We start from the raw sequence: 15,781 nt of genomic DNA, 5'->3' as shown, positions 1-15,781 counted from the left end.
GCCCCGCACTCCTCCCCGGCCCCGCACCTCTCCCCGGCTCCGCGCGCATTCGCCACCGAAGCCGTGCACGCCGGCCGCGACGACCTCGCCCGGCAGGGCCTGCATGCCCCGCCGATCGACCTGTCGACCACCTACCCGTCGTACGACAGCCGCGGCGAGGCCGCCCGCGTCGACGCCTTCGCCACCACCGGCGCCGAACCCGACGGCCCGCCCGTCTACGGCCGCCTCGGCAACCCGACCGTCGCCCGCTTCGAGACCGCCCTCGCCCGCCTCGAAGGCACCGAGAGCGCGGTGGCGTTCGCCAGCGGCATGGCGGCCCTGACCGCCGTCCTGCTGGCGCGTGCCGCGACGGGGCTGCGGCACGTGGTGGCGGTACGACCCCTCTACGGGTGTAGCGACCACCTGCTCACCGCCGGGCTGCTCGGCTCCGAGGTGACCTGGACCGACCCGGCCGGGATCGCCGACGCGCTGCGCGCCGACACAGGTCTGGTCGTCGTGGAGTCCCCGGCCAACCCGACCCTGGCCGAACTCGACCTGCGCGCCGTCGCCCACTCCTGCGGCTCGGTCCCGCTCCTCGTGGACAACACCTTCGCCACCCCGGTCCTGCAACGCCCCGCCGGACACGGCGCGCGCATCGTCCTGCACAGCGCCACCAAGTACCTCGGCGGGCACGGCGATGTGATGGCGGGCGTGGTGGCCTGCGACGAGGAGTTCGCCGGGCTGCTACGCCAGGTGCGGTTCGCGACGGGCGGCGTGCTGCATCCGCTGGCCGGCTATCTGCTGCTGCGCGGCCTCTCGACCCTGCCGGTACGGGTGCGGGCCGCGTCCGCCAACGCCGCCGAACTCGCCCGCCGCCTCACCGCCGACCCGCGCGTCGCCCGCGTCCACTACCCGCGCATCGGCGGCGCGATGATCGCCTTCGCGGTCCACGGCGACCCCCACGAGGTCATCGCCGCCGTCCGCCTCATCACCCCCGCCGTCAGCCTCGGCAGCGTCGACACCCTGATCCAACACCCGGCCTCCATCAGCCACCGCGTGGTGACCGAGGAGGACAGAAGGAGTTCGGGCGTGAGCGACAACTTGCTGAGGTTGTCGGTGGGCTTGGAGGACGTAGAGGACCTATGGGCGGATCTGGATGGGGCGCTCGCGCCCCTCCAGAGGGGCGCGGGACTGTGCTCATATGCGGCTCCGCCGCGGGGCGCGACCAGCCACAGCGGACCTTCAGAGGCCAACCATCCCGCAACGACTACGGCGCTTCGGCCTTCCCGAACTCCGTAGCCTCCGCAACTCCCACAGCCGTACCCAGCCGGGCCGTGACCACCAACGTCCCCTCCTCGATCTGATAGTCGAGCGGCAGCTCAAGCCCCCGCATCGCCGCGACCATCCCCGTGTTGGACGCCTGAGTCACCGCGTACACGCTCTCGCACCCCGCCTCGACAGCCATCCCCACCAGCCGCCCCAGCAACTCGCTCCCGATACCCCGCCGCTGCCAGTCGTCCTCGACGAGCAGCGCGACCTCCGTCTCGTCCCCGTCCCACAGCAGATGCCCGAGCCCGACGATCCGCCCCGACGCCGTCTGCACGGCGAGCGTCCGCCCGAACCGCGGGGAGAGCAGGTGGTTGAGATAGCGGTCGGCGTCACCGACCGGCCCGTGGTACCGCATACCGAGCGTCCGCGCCGAGCACCGCTCGTGCATCTCCCGCGCCGCGTCCAGATCGCCGGTGTCAGCGCGCCGCACGGTGATCGCGTTGCCCTCGGGCAGCGTCAGCACGTCCTGACTGCGCGGGATGCGCGGACCGAGCCGGGCGTCCAGCTCGACCAGTGCCCGCGCCCGGGCGAACTCCGTGGGCGTGAACGGCAGATACGGCCGCTCCACTGTGATCACTCCGCCTTCCGGCGCCCGCAGCCGCATGACCGTGTCCTCCAACGCCCCCTCCACCGGCACCGATTCCGGTTCGCGTCCCTTGCCCGCGGTGGTCGCGGGCAGCGAACGGATGGTGCACCGGCCCAGCAACTGCCGTAGCGCCAGCGGCAGTTCGGCCGCGTCCAGGGCCGTGCGCGTGGCGAGGTCCAGGATGCGGGTCGGCGCGTCGACCAGATCGTGGGCGTCGGCGCGCTCGATCCAGGTGCCCGAACCGCCGGCCGACGACACCGCCCGGGTGATCTCGGACGCGGCGACCTCGGCCGGTGCCCGCAACAGGAACTCGTCCACCGTGCCCTCGGCCAGCGGGTGCGTCTGAAGGCTCAGGATGTCGACCTGCTGGCCGGCCAGCGCTGTGCACAACACCGCGAGCGATCCCGGCGCGTCCCGCACCGTCGTCCGCATCCGCCACAGCGCGGCCGGTGCGGCGACGGGGTCGGCGGGCGCGGACGACTGCTCGGACATGGATGCGGACGGAGACGTGGATGTGGCCTCGGATTCGGCTTGGGCCTGGGATGCGGATGTGAACGCGGACTTGGACTCGGACTTCGACTCGGGCGATCCGGTGCGCTCGGTCGGCCCGGCCTGCCGCGGTTCCGCGGCCGGCCGGGCACCGGTATCGCCCGTCGGGGGCGCATGACCGTGGCGGCGTGACCACCACGTGTGGAACCCCGCCGTGGCGATCAGGGCCAGCGCGGAGATCGCCAGCAGCGCCGGGCCGTCGGGACCGTGCCCCACCAGATCCGCCACGACGTCCGCCACCGCGACCGCTGTGAACAGCGCGGCCAGCTCCACCAGGTCCCGTCGCCAGTGGTGCACCGGACGCCCGTGCTTCGCGCGCGTCACATCAGACATGTCTCGACTCATGCATTCACTGTGAAGGAAGGGTGTTGCGTGATCACGAACGCTCTGTGACCTACTGGTAAAAGCATCGTTCTGTACCTTTTGCCGTTCTTTTGGTGAGTGCGGTGCACCGGAGGTCAGCCCTGTCGCCCTACGTCATGCGGCCACCTCCTCCACCAGCGCACTACGCAGCCGACGCGCCTGTGTGACTAGCCGGGACGAGCCGCTCCGGGCCGCCGCCTGCGCCAGATGCGGCAGCACACCCCGGGCCCCCGACCGCTCCGCGCACTCGGCGGCCACGGCGAGGAGGTCCCCGAGCCCCCGCGCGTGGGCGGGCTTGGCATCACCGTCTAGGTCGGCGAGCAGCGCGGTCAGGGTGTGCCGGAGGATCCCCCAGATGGTCGCGTTCGCCCCGGTCGCCGCCCCTGTCCGCACCGACTCGGCGAGCCGCGACGGCTTCACGGCCCCGCTCCGCACCAGCTCCCCGAGATCCACGCCCAGCCGGTCCACGTCCAGCTGTCCCCGCGCCGCCAGCACCAACAAGGCGTCTACGGCGGCGAGTCGGTCCTCGGGGTGCCGCGCGCCGAGCCCGTACGCCAGACACAGGTGCGTGGCCTGGCCGGCCACACCCTCGGACTCGGCCAGCAGCGGGAGTACGGCGGCTGCGCCGCGCGTGTCGTCCAGCGCGACGGCGGACACGTCCCGCACCAGTCGCGCCGCCACCAGTTCACGACGCTCGGGGAGTGTCGCGAGCCAGTGCCGCTGCATCTCCTGGGTCCAGTGGTAGCAGTACCAACGGTCGCCGTAGGCGGTCACCGGCTTGCCCAGCGCGCGGAACTCCGCCGGGAAGTCCTCCTGAAGATCGAGGAGTTCACCCAGCTCCACCACGACACGCGCCCCGGACGTCCGTCGCCTGCTCAGAGGCAGGGCGGGGCTCTCGGACGTCAGCCAGCGCGCGAGCCGGGTGCCCTCCGCCGTGCCGAGAGCCTCCGCCCGCTCGGCGGCAGCGGTTGCCACCGTCCGGTCCTCGCGGCGCACCCGCAGCAGCGCCTGCGCGAAGTCGGCCTCCGAGACCCGCGCGCCCAGGCGCCGGTACGCGTCCAACCGCGCCACCAGCTCGTCCGGCTCCAGCAGCCCCGTGCTCCAACTCGGCGTCGACAACAGGAACGGCAGCGGCTCCGCGCGGAGCCGGTACGCCACCTCCCACACCCGGGCGTCGAGGGCCCGCGTCAGCGCGCTGTGCCCGCACTCCTGGCCCTGATGACCGCGCCGCACCCCTTCGTGGAGTGTGACAGTGCGTACTTTGTCCAGCAGGGTGGCCAGCAGGAGATCGAGCCCGTACGACCCGCTGCCGAAGCTGTGGTGCGACCTCCTGAAGTGGTCGTCCGGACGCCGGCCGTGACCTGGGGCATCACCGGCCCACCAGCGGCGCGCGACCACCGGACCCAACGCCTCCAGGAGGGCGTCCCGGTCGCGGTAGGCATGGCGGACGAGTCCGTCCAGCGCGCGCTCGAACACCGTCACATCGCCCTCGGTCGCCAGCAACACCCCCAGCTCCTCGGCGAGTTCGACCGCCGACTCGGGTGTCGGTGCGAGACGCGCCGCCTCCGGTGCCGGCGGGAGCATCTCCTCGTACACCAGTGACGCCGCCGTCGCCGGTGCCGCGCCCAGGGTCTCGACGGCGCGTGCGCGCAGGGTGGGGGTCAACTGGTCGGCGGCTGCGGCGAGTTCGGCCCGCACCTCGGGGGAGCCGACCTTCTTGAGGTGCCGTTCGACCAGCTTCAGTGCCCGCTCCTGCACGTCCGCGTCCTCGTGCCCGAAGGCCTGGGCGAGGGCGCGCGGCACCTCGGCGGCGAACGACGCGTCCCGCGCCAATACCTTCCCCAGCAGCACCAGTTGGGCCCGGACGAGCTTCTTCTCGGGGCGGAACAGCACCGCGTCCGACATCTCGGCCAGCCGACGCGGCGTCAACTCCCCGTCCAGCGCGAGGGAACCGAGCACCGACTGGGCGTGCGACGCCACCATCGACACCGCGTCCGAGGCCAGCGCCAGCCAGTCGGCGATCCGCTCCCGCTCCTCCTCGCGGGTCAGGGCGAGAGCCTTCAGCACACGCAGGAACACCCGGTTGTCGAGGGTCGTACCGCCGCGCAGCAGCCGGGCCACGCACGCGTCCACCGTCCGCTTCCGGTCCAGGACGCCTTCGGTGCTGAGCTGGGCGAGCGCGTCGGCCCAGCTGTTCGGCCCCTCGGCCGAGGCCCACTCCAGCGGGCTGCCGATGTCCTCCGCCTCGAAGACCGCATCCACCAGCTCCGCGAGATGCGGATCCATGCGCAGCCGGTCGAGCAGGGTGTTCCCGAGCTGCCGCAGGTTGCCGATGTGCTCCACCCAGCCCCGCACATAGGCGTCCGTCGTCGGCACCGGACAGCCGGAGAGCCGTACCAGACCGGCCATCAGCTCGTACGGCACGCTCGCCGAGGCGGGGCGTCCGGCGAGGCGGTGCGTCACGTCGGCCAGCCAGGCGGTGTCGCGGTCACCCAGGATGTGGATCAGCAGCGCCGGGGACGACTGCGACCAGCGCATGTCGGTGGCGGCGATCCAGGTCGCCGCGGCTGCCGCCCCCGCCTCACAGGCGGCCCCGGCCGCGTGCAGGGCCGGATAGGCGCGGCGGGACGGCAGCTCCCACGGTGCCTTGCGCAGCTCCTTGCGGAGTTCTTTCAACTCCGGCATGAACGCCCGCCGTTCGGCGTCCGTCAACCCGTCGAGCAGCCCGACCGCCTCGGCCGTCCGGCCCGCCCGCACCGCTTCCATCAGCGAACTCATCGCACACCCCCGTCGACCCGCACCATGTTCTGATCCGCGTTCTGATCCGCGCTCCGGACCGTGTTCCGCTCCGTCGCGGCGCCCCGCCGCACCATCCGCACCGCCAGCGCGTGCTTGCACGGCCCACGCCCGCCCCGGTACTTCGCCCACCACACACAGCTGCAACTCAGCACTCCCGCCTCGTCCCGCACCCGGTGCACATGACCGTCCTCGGCGGTCACCGTCCCGAGCGCGCCCTCCAGGGCCACCGCCCCCGCCGCCACCAGAGCGCGGGCCGAACGCAGCCGCGGATTGTGGCGCTCCACGCGCTGCGCGTCGTACGGCAGTTCACGGTGGAAGTAGGCCGCCTCCGCCGTGTCGTAGCCGACGCGTCCCGAGGTGCCCAGCCGGGTCAGCGCGGCACGGACCCGCTCGGGGGTGAGTCCCGAGGAGGCGGCCATGTCGGCGACGTCGATACGGGGCTCCCAGGCCAGCAGTACGGAGATCAACTCCGCGTCCTCGCCCGCCTCGTCGGCGGCGAGCGCGTCCAGGACCCCGCCCTCGCCGGAGAATCCGCGTGACGCGTCCGGCGACAGGGTGAGGGTGAGCCGCATGCCCGGCAGGACGGCCTCCCAGGCACCGGCCGTGGCACCGGCGCCGATGACGGTGGGGCCGTAGATCCGCAGGGCCGTCGCATGGCGCAGGACGCGCTGGAGTGCGATCAGCCGCTCCGGACCCGGGAGGCACACCGCGCCCGGTACGGGGCGGGTGGTCGGGCGCAGGCCGCGTCCCGCCGGTACGACCCACCGGGGGCCGCTCGTGGTGCCGCGCGCGCCGCCCTTCGGGAGTGAGCGCAGGAAACGGACCGCCTCCGCCGCCGGCAGTTCGGCCCGCAGGTCGAAGCCGGCCGCTATGACCTGGGCCTCCGCGAAGCCGCGCAGCCACCGGTCGGGGAGCGGCACCTTCTTCTCCACGACCGGGCCGTCCAGCGTGGTCACGGCCAACTCCTCGGGGCCGACCCGGAGATGGAGCGGATCGTCCGTGCCGATCCGGGACAGGGCCTCGCGCAGCGGGTTGTTGACGTCGACGTTCGTCGTGCCGTGTCCCACCTCGTCGCCGTCGAGTCCGGGGCCGAGGACGTCCAGCCGCGCGTACACCCCGCCGCAGCCGGAGAAGGACTCGAAGCGCAGCCGGTCGCCGCCCGCCGTCACCACCGGGTCGAGGGAGGCGGCCAGTTGACGCTGGTAGTAGCGCGTGGCCGCCACGTCGGCCACCGCCAGCAGCGCCGCCGAGGCCACCTGAGGCGAGGTCAGGAAGCCCGCGAAGAAGCGCGGATGGTCGGTGACACCCGAAGGAGTCGCACCTCGTGAGGTCTCCAGCCCGAGGCGCCGTCCGTCCGCCGCCGACTCCAGCACGGAGGGTCGGGGATAGGTCACGGCCTGCAAAGATCGCGTCATGGAAAAACCGTAGAGGCCACCACTGACAATCGGCTCTGACCTGCGAAAACGTCCATTTCGGCGAGGAGTTGGCGCACGTCGGCGCGCGCCGCGCACCGGGGGATGACGCCGGTGCGCGGCTCACGTACGAGGGTAGTGGAGTTACTGGCCGACCCGTCCCGGCTGAAGGGTCTTGGTGAACAGCACGGTGCCGTCCTGCTCCCGCAGACGGACCGTCAACTCCCCGCTGTGGCCGTCGATGTCGACCTCGCCGAAGAACTGGTAGCCCTCGGCCGGCGACACGTTCTGTGCGGTCGGCGCCTTCACGAACACCCGCTCCGGACCGAAGGTGTTGTCGAGGGCGCTGGCCGGGAAGGCGCCCGCGTTCAGCGGACCGGAGACGAACTCCCAGAACGGCTCGAAGTCGGTGAACGCCGCCCGCGAGGGCTGGTAGTGCTGCGCGGACGTGTGGTGGACGTCGGCCGTCAGCCACACGGTGCCGGTGATCCGCCGGTGCTTGATGTACCGCAGCAGCTCCGCGATCTGCAGTTCACGCCCGAGCGGCGCGCCCGGGTCGCCCTGCGCGACCGCCTCGATGTTCGCCTTGCCCTCCGTGGCGTCGGGCACGACCAGGCCGAGCGGCATGTCGGCGGCGATCACCTTCCACACCGCACGCGACCGCGACAACTCCCGCTTGAGCCAAGCCAGTTGCTCCCGGCCAAGGATGCCCTGCGGGTCCACGGTCTGTTTGTCGGGCGAGTTGGCGTTGCGGTAGGTCCGCATGTCCAGGACGAACACGTCGAGCAGCGGGCCGTGCCGCATCACACGCTGGACCCGGCCCTCCTTCGCGCCCGGCCGCAGCGTCGAGATCGGGAAGTACTCGCTGAACGCCCGCCGGGCGCGCACCGCCAGGGCGTCGACGCTCTTCTCCGTGTAGCGGGTGTCGGAGGCGGCGATCACCTCGCCCGGGTACCAGTTGTTGCGCACCTCGTGGTCGTCCCACTGGATGATCGACGGGACCTGGGCGTTGAACCGCTTGAGGTTCTCGTCGAGCAGGTTGTAGCGGAAGTTGCCGCGGAACTCGGCCAGGGTCTCGGCGACCTTGGACTTCTCCTCCGTGGTGACGTTCCGGTAGAGGCTGCCGTCGGGCAGGGCCTGGGTCGCCGTGATCGGACCGTCGGCGTAGATGTTGTCGCCGCTGCACACGAAGAAGTCCGGGTCCAGCTTGGCCATCGCGTCGTAGATCCGGTAACCGCCCAGGTCCGGGTTGATGCCCCAGCCCTGCCCCGCCAGGTCGCCGGACCACAGGAAACGCACGCCGCGCCGCCCGGTCGGCACCGTACGGAACGTGCCGGTGACCGGCTCGCCCGTACGGCGCGGGTCGTCGGGGTCGGCGAGCAGGACCCGGTAGTGGATCTGCTGCCCCGAGGGCAGCCCGCGCAGCCGGGTGGTGCCGGTGAAGTCCGTGTCCGCGCCGAGCAGCGGACCGTGCCACCGGTGCGGATCGCGGAACGACTCGGTGGCCGAGGTCTCCACGATCATCCGGGCCGGGCGGTCCGAGCGCACCCACACGAGCCCGGAGTCGGAGGTCACGTCCCCCGCCTGCACGCCCCAGCCCGCCTTGGGACGCCCGGACAGGGCGAAGGCCGGGGCGGCGCCGAGGGCGGCGGGCACGGTCAGGGCCGCCGACGCGGCCAGGGAGCCGCGCAGGACGCTACGGCGGGCGGGGAACGGACGATGCGACATGGGGTTGCGCCTCCACGGACGGGATGCGGTCAGGGTGCACTGCCACAACTACTGGTGCGCCACAGCGCACACGGAAACCACGGGTGAACAACGGAACGCGGCGACATGGGAGCCCGCGTGCGACATCGCAGGCTCCCTACGGGCGGACGGCGCCGGCCATCAGTCCCACACCCGCACGAATCCGTCCGGGGGACAACTGCGCGTACCCGAGGACCAGCCGTACGACCGCGTCGTCCACGCGCGCGTGTGCGTAGGCGGTGAGCGGGCGCACCGCGACACCGGCGGAGGCCACGCGTTCCAGGAAGTCCTCCTGGGGGCCGTACTTCTCCGGCAGTTCGGCGATGACGTGCAGGCCCGCCGCGATCCCGGTCACCCGCGCTCCCGGGAAGTACTCCTCCAGGGCGGCGACGAGGGCGTCCCGGCGCTGCCGGTAGGCGCGCTGGCAGCGCCTCAACTGGCGGTCGTAGTCGCCGCGTTCCAGGAAGCGGGCGAACAGCGCCTGGTCGAGCGTCGGGTGGCCGAGGTCCATGGTGCGCTTGCGTTCGACGACCTCGTCGACCAGTGAGGCGGGCACGAGCAGCCAGCCGAGCCGCAGCCCCGGGGCGAGGGACTTGCTGACCGAGCCCGCGTAGGCGACACGCTCCGGGTCGAGGCCCTGGAGTGCGCCTACGGGAGCCCGGTCGTAACGGAAGTCGCCGTCGTAGTCGTCTTCGAATACGAGACCGTCCACCGACCGCGCCCAGTCGAGGAGTTGGGCCCGTCGCCGCGCGGAGTAGGCGATGCCCGTGGGGAACTGGTGGGCGGGCGTGGTGACCACGACCCGTACGCCCGACGCCCGCAACGGGCCGATCGCCAGGCCGTCCTCGTCCAGCGGCAGCGGTACGGTGCCGACGCCCGCCGAGGCGTACAGGGCGTCGTGCTGGGGGCTGCCCGGGTCCTCGACGCCGACGGTGCGTGTCCCGCGCGCGTGGAGCACGGATCCGAGCAGCGCCGTCGCCTGCGCCACTCCGGAGACCACGACGAGCCGCTCCGGGTCGGCGACCACACCCCGTCGGCGGGCCAGGAGTTCAGCGAGAGCCGTACGCAACCGGGGCAGCCCGCGCGGATCGGGATAGCCGAGCACCTCGTGCGGCGACTCCGCCAGCACACCGCGCTGCGCGGCGGCCCAGGCGGCGCGCGGGAACAGCGACAGGTCCGGGGTGCCTGCCACGAAGTCGGCCCGGGCGCCGGGGGAGCGCGGCGCGAGATCACGCGCGCGTGGCCGCGCCGCCCGTACGGCACCGCCCACCCAGGTGCCCGCGCCCCGGCCGCTGCGCAGATACCCCTCCGCCGTCAACTGCTCGTACGCCTCGGTGACCAGACCCCGGGACACCCCGAGGTCGGCCGCCAGGTCCCGGCTCGACGGCAGCCGAGTGTCCGGTGCCAGCAGCCCCGAACGCACCGCCTCGCGCAGCGCCGCCTGAAGGGAGCGGCCACGCGCGCGTGCCGGTGCCGAGGCGGCGGGCAACAGCAACTCCCAGGCGGCGGAGCCCGTCAGACCCTCCGGATCGGCCGGCCCCTCCGGATTGGTCCGCGATGACGTCATGGAAGTGGACCTTAAACCGGACCGCCGCTCTCCCTAGCGTCGCTGCCATGAACGCCACCACCGCTCGCGGCACCCCGCTCGCCGCCTTCGCCTGCGTCCTCGTCGGCGCCTCCTTCACCGCGAACAGCGTCCTGGGCGACTACACGTACGCGGGTGGCCAGTTCCTCCGCTACGGCCTCGCCTGCCTGCTCCTCCTCCCGTTCACCGGCAAGGACGCGAAGGCCCGGCTGCGCGGGCTCACGCCACGCCAATGGGCCCGTCTCGCACTGCTCGCGGCCGTGGGCATGGTCGGCTTCAACCTGGCCGTCATCGCCGCCGAACGCAGCGCCGAACCGGCCGTCCCCGGCGTCTTCGTGGGCTGCGCGCCCGTGGCCGTCGCGGTCATCGTCCCCCTTCTGGAGGGACGCCGTCCGCGACGGATCGTGCTCTACGGGGCGTCGCTCGTCGCCGTCGGCGCGTTCACGGTCCAGGGGTGGGGCCGTACGGACGGCGCCGGAATCGCCTTCTCCGGGTGCGCACTCGCGGGGGAGGTGGGCTTCGCGGTGCTCGCGGTTCCCGTACTGCGGCCCCTGGGACCGCGATTGCTGTCGGCCACCGTGTGCGGTCTCGCCGCGGTCGAGGCGGGGACGGCCGGCCTTGTCCTCGACGGGACCGCCTGGCTGCGGCGCCCCGACGGCACCGAGACCGCCGCGCTGGTGTGGCAGGCGGCGGTCGTCACGGTCGTCGGCTTCGTGTGCTGGTACATGGGCATGCAGCGGATCGGCGCGGAGCGCGCCACGCTCTTCTCCGGCCTCATCCCGGTCGCCGCCGCCGGAACCGCGCCGCTCGTCGGAACGGGCTCCTACGGGGCCGCCCAGGCCGCCGGCAGCGCCCTCGTCGGCGCCGGAGTCGCCCTGGGATCCGGTGCGTTGGCGCTGCTGCCGCGACGGTCAGCGGCTGCCGTCGAGGATGACCCGCGCGACCAGGGCCGGGTCGTCGTTCATCGGGCAGTGCCCGCAACCAGGAAGCCGCACCAGCCGGGAACGGGGGATCAACTGCTTGGCACGGACGCCCTGGCGGCGCAGCAGCAGCCGGTCCTGGGTGCCCCAGGCCACGGTGACCGGGATGCCGGGGATGTCGTCGGTGAACCGGACGCTCGTACCGGCCCGGAGCGTGTCGTCGAACCCGGGCGCGTTGACAAGCGCGAGCGTCTCGGCGACCACGGCCTCGGGTGAACGGCGGCCCGGGCGGGCGTAGATGGTACTGGTGAGCGCGGTGCGGCCGGCCACCGTGCGCGCCAGCTTCTCGACCAGCGGGAGCGGCATGCTGCGGGCGATCCGCCGCATGGTGAGCAGCACACCGAAGGCGTACCGACGCTCGGCCTGGGACCAGAACCCGGCGGGGGAGAGCGCGGTGACGGACCGTACGACCTTCTCGCGGCCCAGCTCCAGCGCCATCAGGCCACCGAGCGAATTGCCCGCCACATGCGGACGGTCGAGCCCCAGCGTCTCGCAGAAGGCCCTGAACACGGCGGCCGTCGAGGGCAGGTCGTACGCCAGCCCCTCCGGGAGCGCGGGGGAGGCGCCGAACCCGGGCAGGTCCACGGCGATCACGTCGCGCTCGGTCGCGAGGATGTCCACCACCGGGTCCCAGGCCTGCCGGTGGTGACCTATGCCGTGCAGCAGGAGCAGCGGCTCGCCGCGACCCACGCGCGCGTAGGACACGGTCACGGTCTTCGGGCCCTGCGGAGTGGGGACCGGGAAGGAGACGGTGGCGGACATGGGGATGCTCCTCGTCTGGGACGTGCTGACAGACGCCGTACAGGCCGTGTAGACAGCTTGTCAGTAACTGCTACTGACCGGTAGCCCCAGTCGTCACGGACCTGGCGGCTCTACCCTCGCGGCCCTACGACCCCGAGCGCGCCACCCTCGGAAGGAGCCGCCGGACGCCGCCGGTCCGCGCCCAACTCTGCTCCGGGGAACACGGTTTTCTCCGGGGCGCACGGTTATCTCCTGGACACGGGCGGACGCGTCGCATGGGATTGGCGACGTGACCACCGATGCCGAAACCGATGTCTTCGAAGAGCACCGCCCCGTCCTCATGGGAGTCGCCTACCGCATGCTCGGGCGGGTGGCTGACGCCGAGGACGTCGTCCAGGAGGCCTGGTTGCGCTGGTCCGGCGCCGACCGCGCCGAGGTCCGCGAACCGCGCGCCTACCTGGTGCGCGTCACCACCCGCCTCGCCATCGACCGACTCCGCCAGGTCAAGGCGCGCGGCGAGGCCTACGTGGGCCCGTGGCTGCCCGAGCCGTACGTCACCGACTTCGGGGACACCGTCCCCGACACCGCGGAACGCGCCGTGCTCGCCGACTCCGTCTCCCTCGCCGTACTCGTCGTCCTGGAGTCGCTGTCACCCCTGGAGCGCGCCGTGTTCGTCCTCAGGGAGGCGTTCGGCTACCCGTACGCCGACATCGCGGCCATGCTGGACCGCGGCGAGCCGGCCGTGCGCCAACTCGCCGGACGGGCCCGCAGACACGTCGACGAACGCCGCCCGCGCTACGAGGTCGACCCCGCCCAACGCCGCGATCTCACCGAGCGGTTCCTCGCCGCGGCGGCCGAGGGCGACCTGGCGGGCCTCATGGAAATGCTCGCCCCGGACGTCCGTCTGGTGGGCGACAGCGGCGGCAAGTCCAAGGCACCGCTGCGGATCCTGGAGAGCGCCGACAAGGTGGGCCGCTTCCTGGTCGCCGTCGCCGGGAAGGCCGTCCCGGACATGTCGTTCCGCTTCCTGGAGCTCAACGCCGGACCCGCGATACTGATCCTTTCGGGTGGCACGCCCGACAGCGTCTTCCAGGTGGACGTATCCGCCGGACGCATCCGTTCCGTCTACATCGTCCGCAACCCCGACAAGCTTCGATCACTGGCTTCCGCTTAGCCGTGACCTCGGTGGAGCCCCCGTTTCGCGACGGGGGCTTTGCCGTGCCGTCACCAAGAACGCCCAGTACGAACGCCCTGTGAACGCTCCGCGGCATGACCTCTGTGGGTTGCATATGACATGGAGGATTGGTCTTGACCAAGGGTGGGGGCCGCCCTATGGTCGCAGATAAGTGAAACAACCTTTAATAAACAAGGGCGCTAAAACGCCGCCGGAACACGGCGATTGCGGAGGACAGGGTGGGGACCACGCAGTTGGAATCGGTGCCGGAACCGAAGTACTGGCATCTCAAGACAGTGCTGAGTGAGGCACTGGACTCCGAGTTCTCCGTGGGCGAGATCCTGCCCAACGAGCGAGACCTGGCGGCCCGCTTCGGCGTCGCCCGGGCCACGCTCCGGCAGGCTCTGGAACAACTCGAACTGGAAGGCCGGCTCCAGCGCCGTCGCGGAGTCGGCACGACCGTCGCGCCCCCGCGCGTGGGTGTCGCCGTCGGCACCGAGCAGCACGCCTGGCCGGGCGCCGGGGAGGACGCCTGGCAGCCCGTCGACTGTGTGCTGGCGGCCCCGCCGACGGCCGTCGCGGGCGTACTGGAGACCGGTTCCGAGGAACTGGTCCACACCGTGCGGCGCTCCCGGGTGAGCCACGGCCAGCCGGTCGCGGCCGAACTGCTCTACATCCCGGAGTCGTCGGTACCCGACCTCTCCGCGATAGACACACCCTCCGCGACGGCACGCGCGCGTGCGGTACTGCGCGAGTTGCAGCGCCTCGAACTGGAGGGCCAGGACCGCGCCGTGGAACTCGGCTCGGCCCGCGCGGACGACGCCAAGGAGCTGGACCGCCTCCCCGGGGCCCCTGTTCTCGTCGTCACGACCCGCTTCTTCGCCGAGGGCCGCACCGCCGCGGTCTCCGTCGCGACGTACCGCGCGGACACCTGCCGCCTGACCTTCGCCGACTCCGGAGGCGTAGAAATACACCACGGCCCAGAACGCCAGGCTTCCTGACCACACACAGCCGATGCGTCGCGCCCCGGAACTACTCCGGGGCGCGACGCATTTTCCGGGTACGGCAGGCGCCCCAAAGGGGCGCGGGGAACTGCGTGCCCAGCCACGATGGACCCGCACCCGACACACAACCATCGCGCCCAGCCCCGACGGACCCGCACCGAACACACGACCGTCGCGCCCAGCCCCAACGGCGCCGCACCCGGCACACGACCACCCCGGCCAAGCTAGCGCCGCGTCACCGTGCCCTCGACCGCGAACAGTTGCTCTTCGACATGGTCAAGAGCCAACCGCAACGCCCCAGTTGCCGCAGCGGCCTCCCCGAGCAACGACAGGGCAACCTTCGGCGGCCGCAGGCAATACCGCGCCAACTCCCGCCGCAACGGCTCCAGTACACCGTCCAGCCCGGCCGCCCACCCGCCCACGACGACCAGCTCCGGATCGAGGGCCAGCACCAGCGCGGCGACATCGTGCACAAGGCGTTGGATGAACCGATCGACGGCTGCCATCGCCCGCTGGTCGCCATCCCGCGCCAGCGCGAATACCTGTGCAACCGCCTGCTCGTCCAACGGGTGCAGCGGCTCGTCCGTGGTGGAGAGCAACGTCTCCGGAGTCACGTCCCGGCCCAGCAGATGCAGCGCGCCGATCTCACCGGCCGCCCCGCGATACCCGCGGTGCAGCCGCCCCCCGATCAGCGAACCGGCACCCGGGCTCAACCCGGCCAGCACCATCACCATGTCGTCGGACTCGGTGGCCGCGCCCTTCCAGTGTTCGGCGACCGCCGCCGCGTTGGCGTCGTTCTCGACCAGCACCGGGCACTTGAAGGAACGGCTCAACCGCTCGCCCAGGTGCAGCCCCGTCCACTGGGGCAGCGCGGTGCCCAGCCGTACGGTGCCGTCCGCCTCGACGATGCCCGGCGTGGCGACGCCCACCGCCCGCAGCGAACCGCGTGCGACTCCGGCCCGGCGCAGCAGCTCGGCGACCGCCGTACGCAGCCGCTCCAGGCGCTCGTCCGCCGAAGCCGTCTCGTCGACGTCCTTCGCGATCGCGCCGAGCACCCGGCCGTCCAGGTCGGCGAGGAGCACGGCGACGCGATGTGCGCCGATCTCCAGGCCCAGCAGATGCCCGGCCTCGGCCCGGAACCGGAACCGCCGCGCGGGCCGCCCCTGCCGCCGTACAACGCTCTCGTCGGCCGCCTTCTCGACGACCAGTCCGGCCTCGATCAGCCCCTCGACGACGCCCTCGACGGTCGGCCGGGACAGACCGGTCACCCGGGTGATCTCCGTCAGCGTGGCGCAGTCCGTGGCACGCAACGCGTGCAACACCACCGCGGAGTTGATCCTCCGCAGCAGCGAGGGGTCCCCGCCGGTCAGCCCCGCCAAGGTCTGTCCTCCCAGCTCGTGCGCGTGTTGGGCGGATCGTACTCGGCGCGGCGGACCCGGGCTGGCGTCGCCGCCCTTGGGGGTGACGACGAACCGGCTGGGCCGGCGGATGAGCGCCTCGCCGAAGGACTTGAGGTAGATGGGCGCGGAGAGCG

10 protein-coding genes and 1 pseudogene are annotated in these 15,781 nt (G+C 72.4%); 4 read left to right on the top strand and 7 right to left on the bottom strand.

The window, feature by feature from the left end; translation table 11 throughout:
* Positions 1–63 precede the first annotated feature (63 nt).
* Positions 64–1,278, top strand: coding sequence for a trans-sulfuration enzyme family protein (locus ACNFOC_RS37110; protein ID WP_416963426.1), 1,215 nt, complete (start codon positions 64–66; stop codon positions 1,276–1,278).
* On the opposite strand, the gene ACNFOC_RS37105 is transcribed toward ACNFOC_RS37110, so the two are convergent.
* The 5 genes from ACNFOC_RS37105 to pdxR all read right to left on the bottom strand — a co-directional run bounded on the left by ACNFOC_RS37105 (position 1,247) and on the right by pdxR (position 10,330).
* Positions 1,247–2,776: a GNAT family N-acetyltransferase gene (locus ACNFOC_RS37105; RefSeq protein WP_416963425.1), complete on the bottom strand. Its 1,530-nt coding sequence runs from the start codon at positions 2,774–2,776 to the stop codon at positions 1,247–1,249. The genes ACNFOC_RS37110 and ACNFOC_RS37105 overlap by 32 nt on opposite strands.
* Positions 2,777–2,920: 144 nt before the next feature.
* On the bottom strand, positions 2,921–5,584 hold the full coding sequence (locus ACNFOC_RS37100) for a DUF7824 domain-containing protein (protein WP_416963424.1): 2,664 nt from the start codon (positions 5,582–5,584) through the stop codon (positions 2,921–2,923).
* Positions 5,581–7,020, bottom strand: a complete 1,440-nt coding sequence (locus ACNFOC_RS37095) for an SWIM zinc finger family protein (RefSeq protein WP_416963423.1) — start codon at positions 7,018–7,020, stop codon at positions 5,581–5,583. Before ACNFOC_RS37095 ends, ACNFOC_RS37100 begins: the two co-directional genes overlap by 4 nt.
* Positions 7,021–7,161: 141 nt before the next feature.
* On the bottom strand, positions 7,162–8,745 hold the full coding sequence (locus ACNFOC_RS37090; protein WP_416963422.1) for an alkaline phosphatase D family protein: 1,584 nt from the start codon (positions 8,743–8,745) through the stop codon (positions 7,162–7,164).
* A gap of 136 nt (positions 8,746–8,881) precedes the next feature.
* Entirely contained in the window at positions 8,882–10,330 is a 1,449-nt protein-coding gene (gene pdxR / locus ACNFOC_RS37085; RefSeq protein ID WP_416963421.1) for a MocR-like pyridoxine biosynthesis transcription factor PdxR, read from the bottom strand.
* Between pdxR and ACNFOC_RS56105 the strand changes: the two are divergent.
* A pseudogene (locus ACNFOC_RS56105) lies at positions 10,321–10,782 on the top strand (EamA family transporter); the annotation flags it as partial. The gene pdxR and the pseudogene ACNFOC_RS56105 sit on opposite strands and share 10 nt — an antisense overlap.
* Before the next feature lie 477 nt (positions 10,783–11,259).
* Here ACNFOC_RS56105 and ACNFOC_RS37075 read toward each other — a convergent pair.
* Positions 11,260–12,090, bottom strand: coding sequence for an alpha/beta fold hydrolase (locus ACNFOC_RS37075; protein ID WP_416963420.1), 831 nt, complete (start codon positions 12,088–12,090; stop codon positions 11,260–11,262).
* 268 nt (positions 12,091–12,358) lie between these two features.
* Between ACNFOC_RS37075 and ACNFOC_RS37070 the strand changes: the two genes are divergently transcribed.
* Positions 12,359–13,243 carry an RNA polymerase sigma-70 factor gene (locus ACNFOC_RS37070; RefSeq protein ID WP_416963419.1) on the top strand — a complete coding sequence of 295 codons (885 nt, stop codon included), beginning with the start codon at positions 12,359–12,361 and terminating at the stop codon, positions 13,241–13,243.
* A 239-nt stretch (positions 13,244–13,482) separates the two neighbouring features.
* The gene (locus ACNFOC_RS37065; RefSeq protein ID WP_416963418.1) at positions 13,483–14,244 is read left to right on the top strand and encodes a GntR family transcriptional regulator; all 762 of its coding nucleotides are present in this window, start codon (positions 13,483–13,485) and stop codon (positions 14,242–14,244) included.
* Between the two features lie 227 nt (positions 14,245–14,471).
* Here the strand turns inward: ACNFOC_RS37065 and ACNFOC_RS37060 are convergent, their stop codons facing one another.
* Positions 14,472–15,626 (bottom strand): ROK family transcriptional regulator, encoded by a 1,155-nt coding sequence (locus tag ACNFOC_RS37060; RefSeq protein ID WP_366497229.1) that lies wholly within the window; start codon positions 15,624–15,626, stop codon positions 14,472–14,474.
* Between the last annotated feature and the right edge of the window lie 155 nt (positions 15,627–15,781).

The organism is Streptomyces colwelliae (assembly GCF_048158785.1).
In the GTDB taxonomy this organism is placed as follows: domain Bacteria; phylum Actinomycetota; class Actinomycetes; order Streptomycetales; family Streptomycetaceae; genus Streptomyces.
The sequence above is the reverse complement of the archived record's forward strand: the minus strand, read 5'-3'. Positions and strand labels throughout refer to the sequence as shown.

Excerpts from the sequence above, each read along its gene's own strand:
- ACNFOC_RS37105 (WP_416963425.1), bottom strand. The coding sequence starts at position 2,776 with ATGTCTGATGTGACGCGCGCGAAGCACGGGCGTCCGGTGCACCACTGG.
- ACNFOC_RS37100 (WP_416963424.1), bottom strand. The coding sequence starts at position 5,584 with ATGAGTTCGCTGATGGAAGCGGTGCGGGCGGGCCGGACGGCCGAGGCG.
- ACNFOC_RS37095 (WP_416963423.1), bottom strand. The coding sequence starts at position 7,020 with ATGACGCGATCTTTGCAGGCCGTGACCTATCCCCGACCCTCCGTGCTG.
- ACNFOC_RS37090 (WP_416963422.1), bottom strand. The coding sequence starts at position 8,745 with ATGTCGCATCGTCCGTTCCCCGCCCGCCGTAGCGTCCTGCGCGGCTCC.
- pdxR (WP_416963421.1), bottom strand. The coding sequence starts at position 10,330 with ATGACGTCATCGCGGACCAATCCGGAGGGGCCGGCCGATCCGGAGGGT.
- ACNFOC_RS37075 (WP_416963420.1), bottom strand. The coding sequence starts at position 12,090 with ATGTCCGCCACCGTCTCCTTCCCGGTCCCCACTCCGCAGGGCCCGAAG.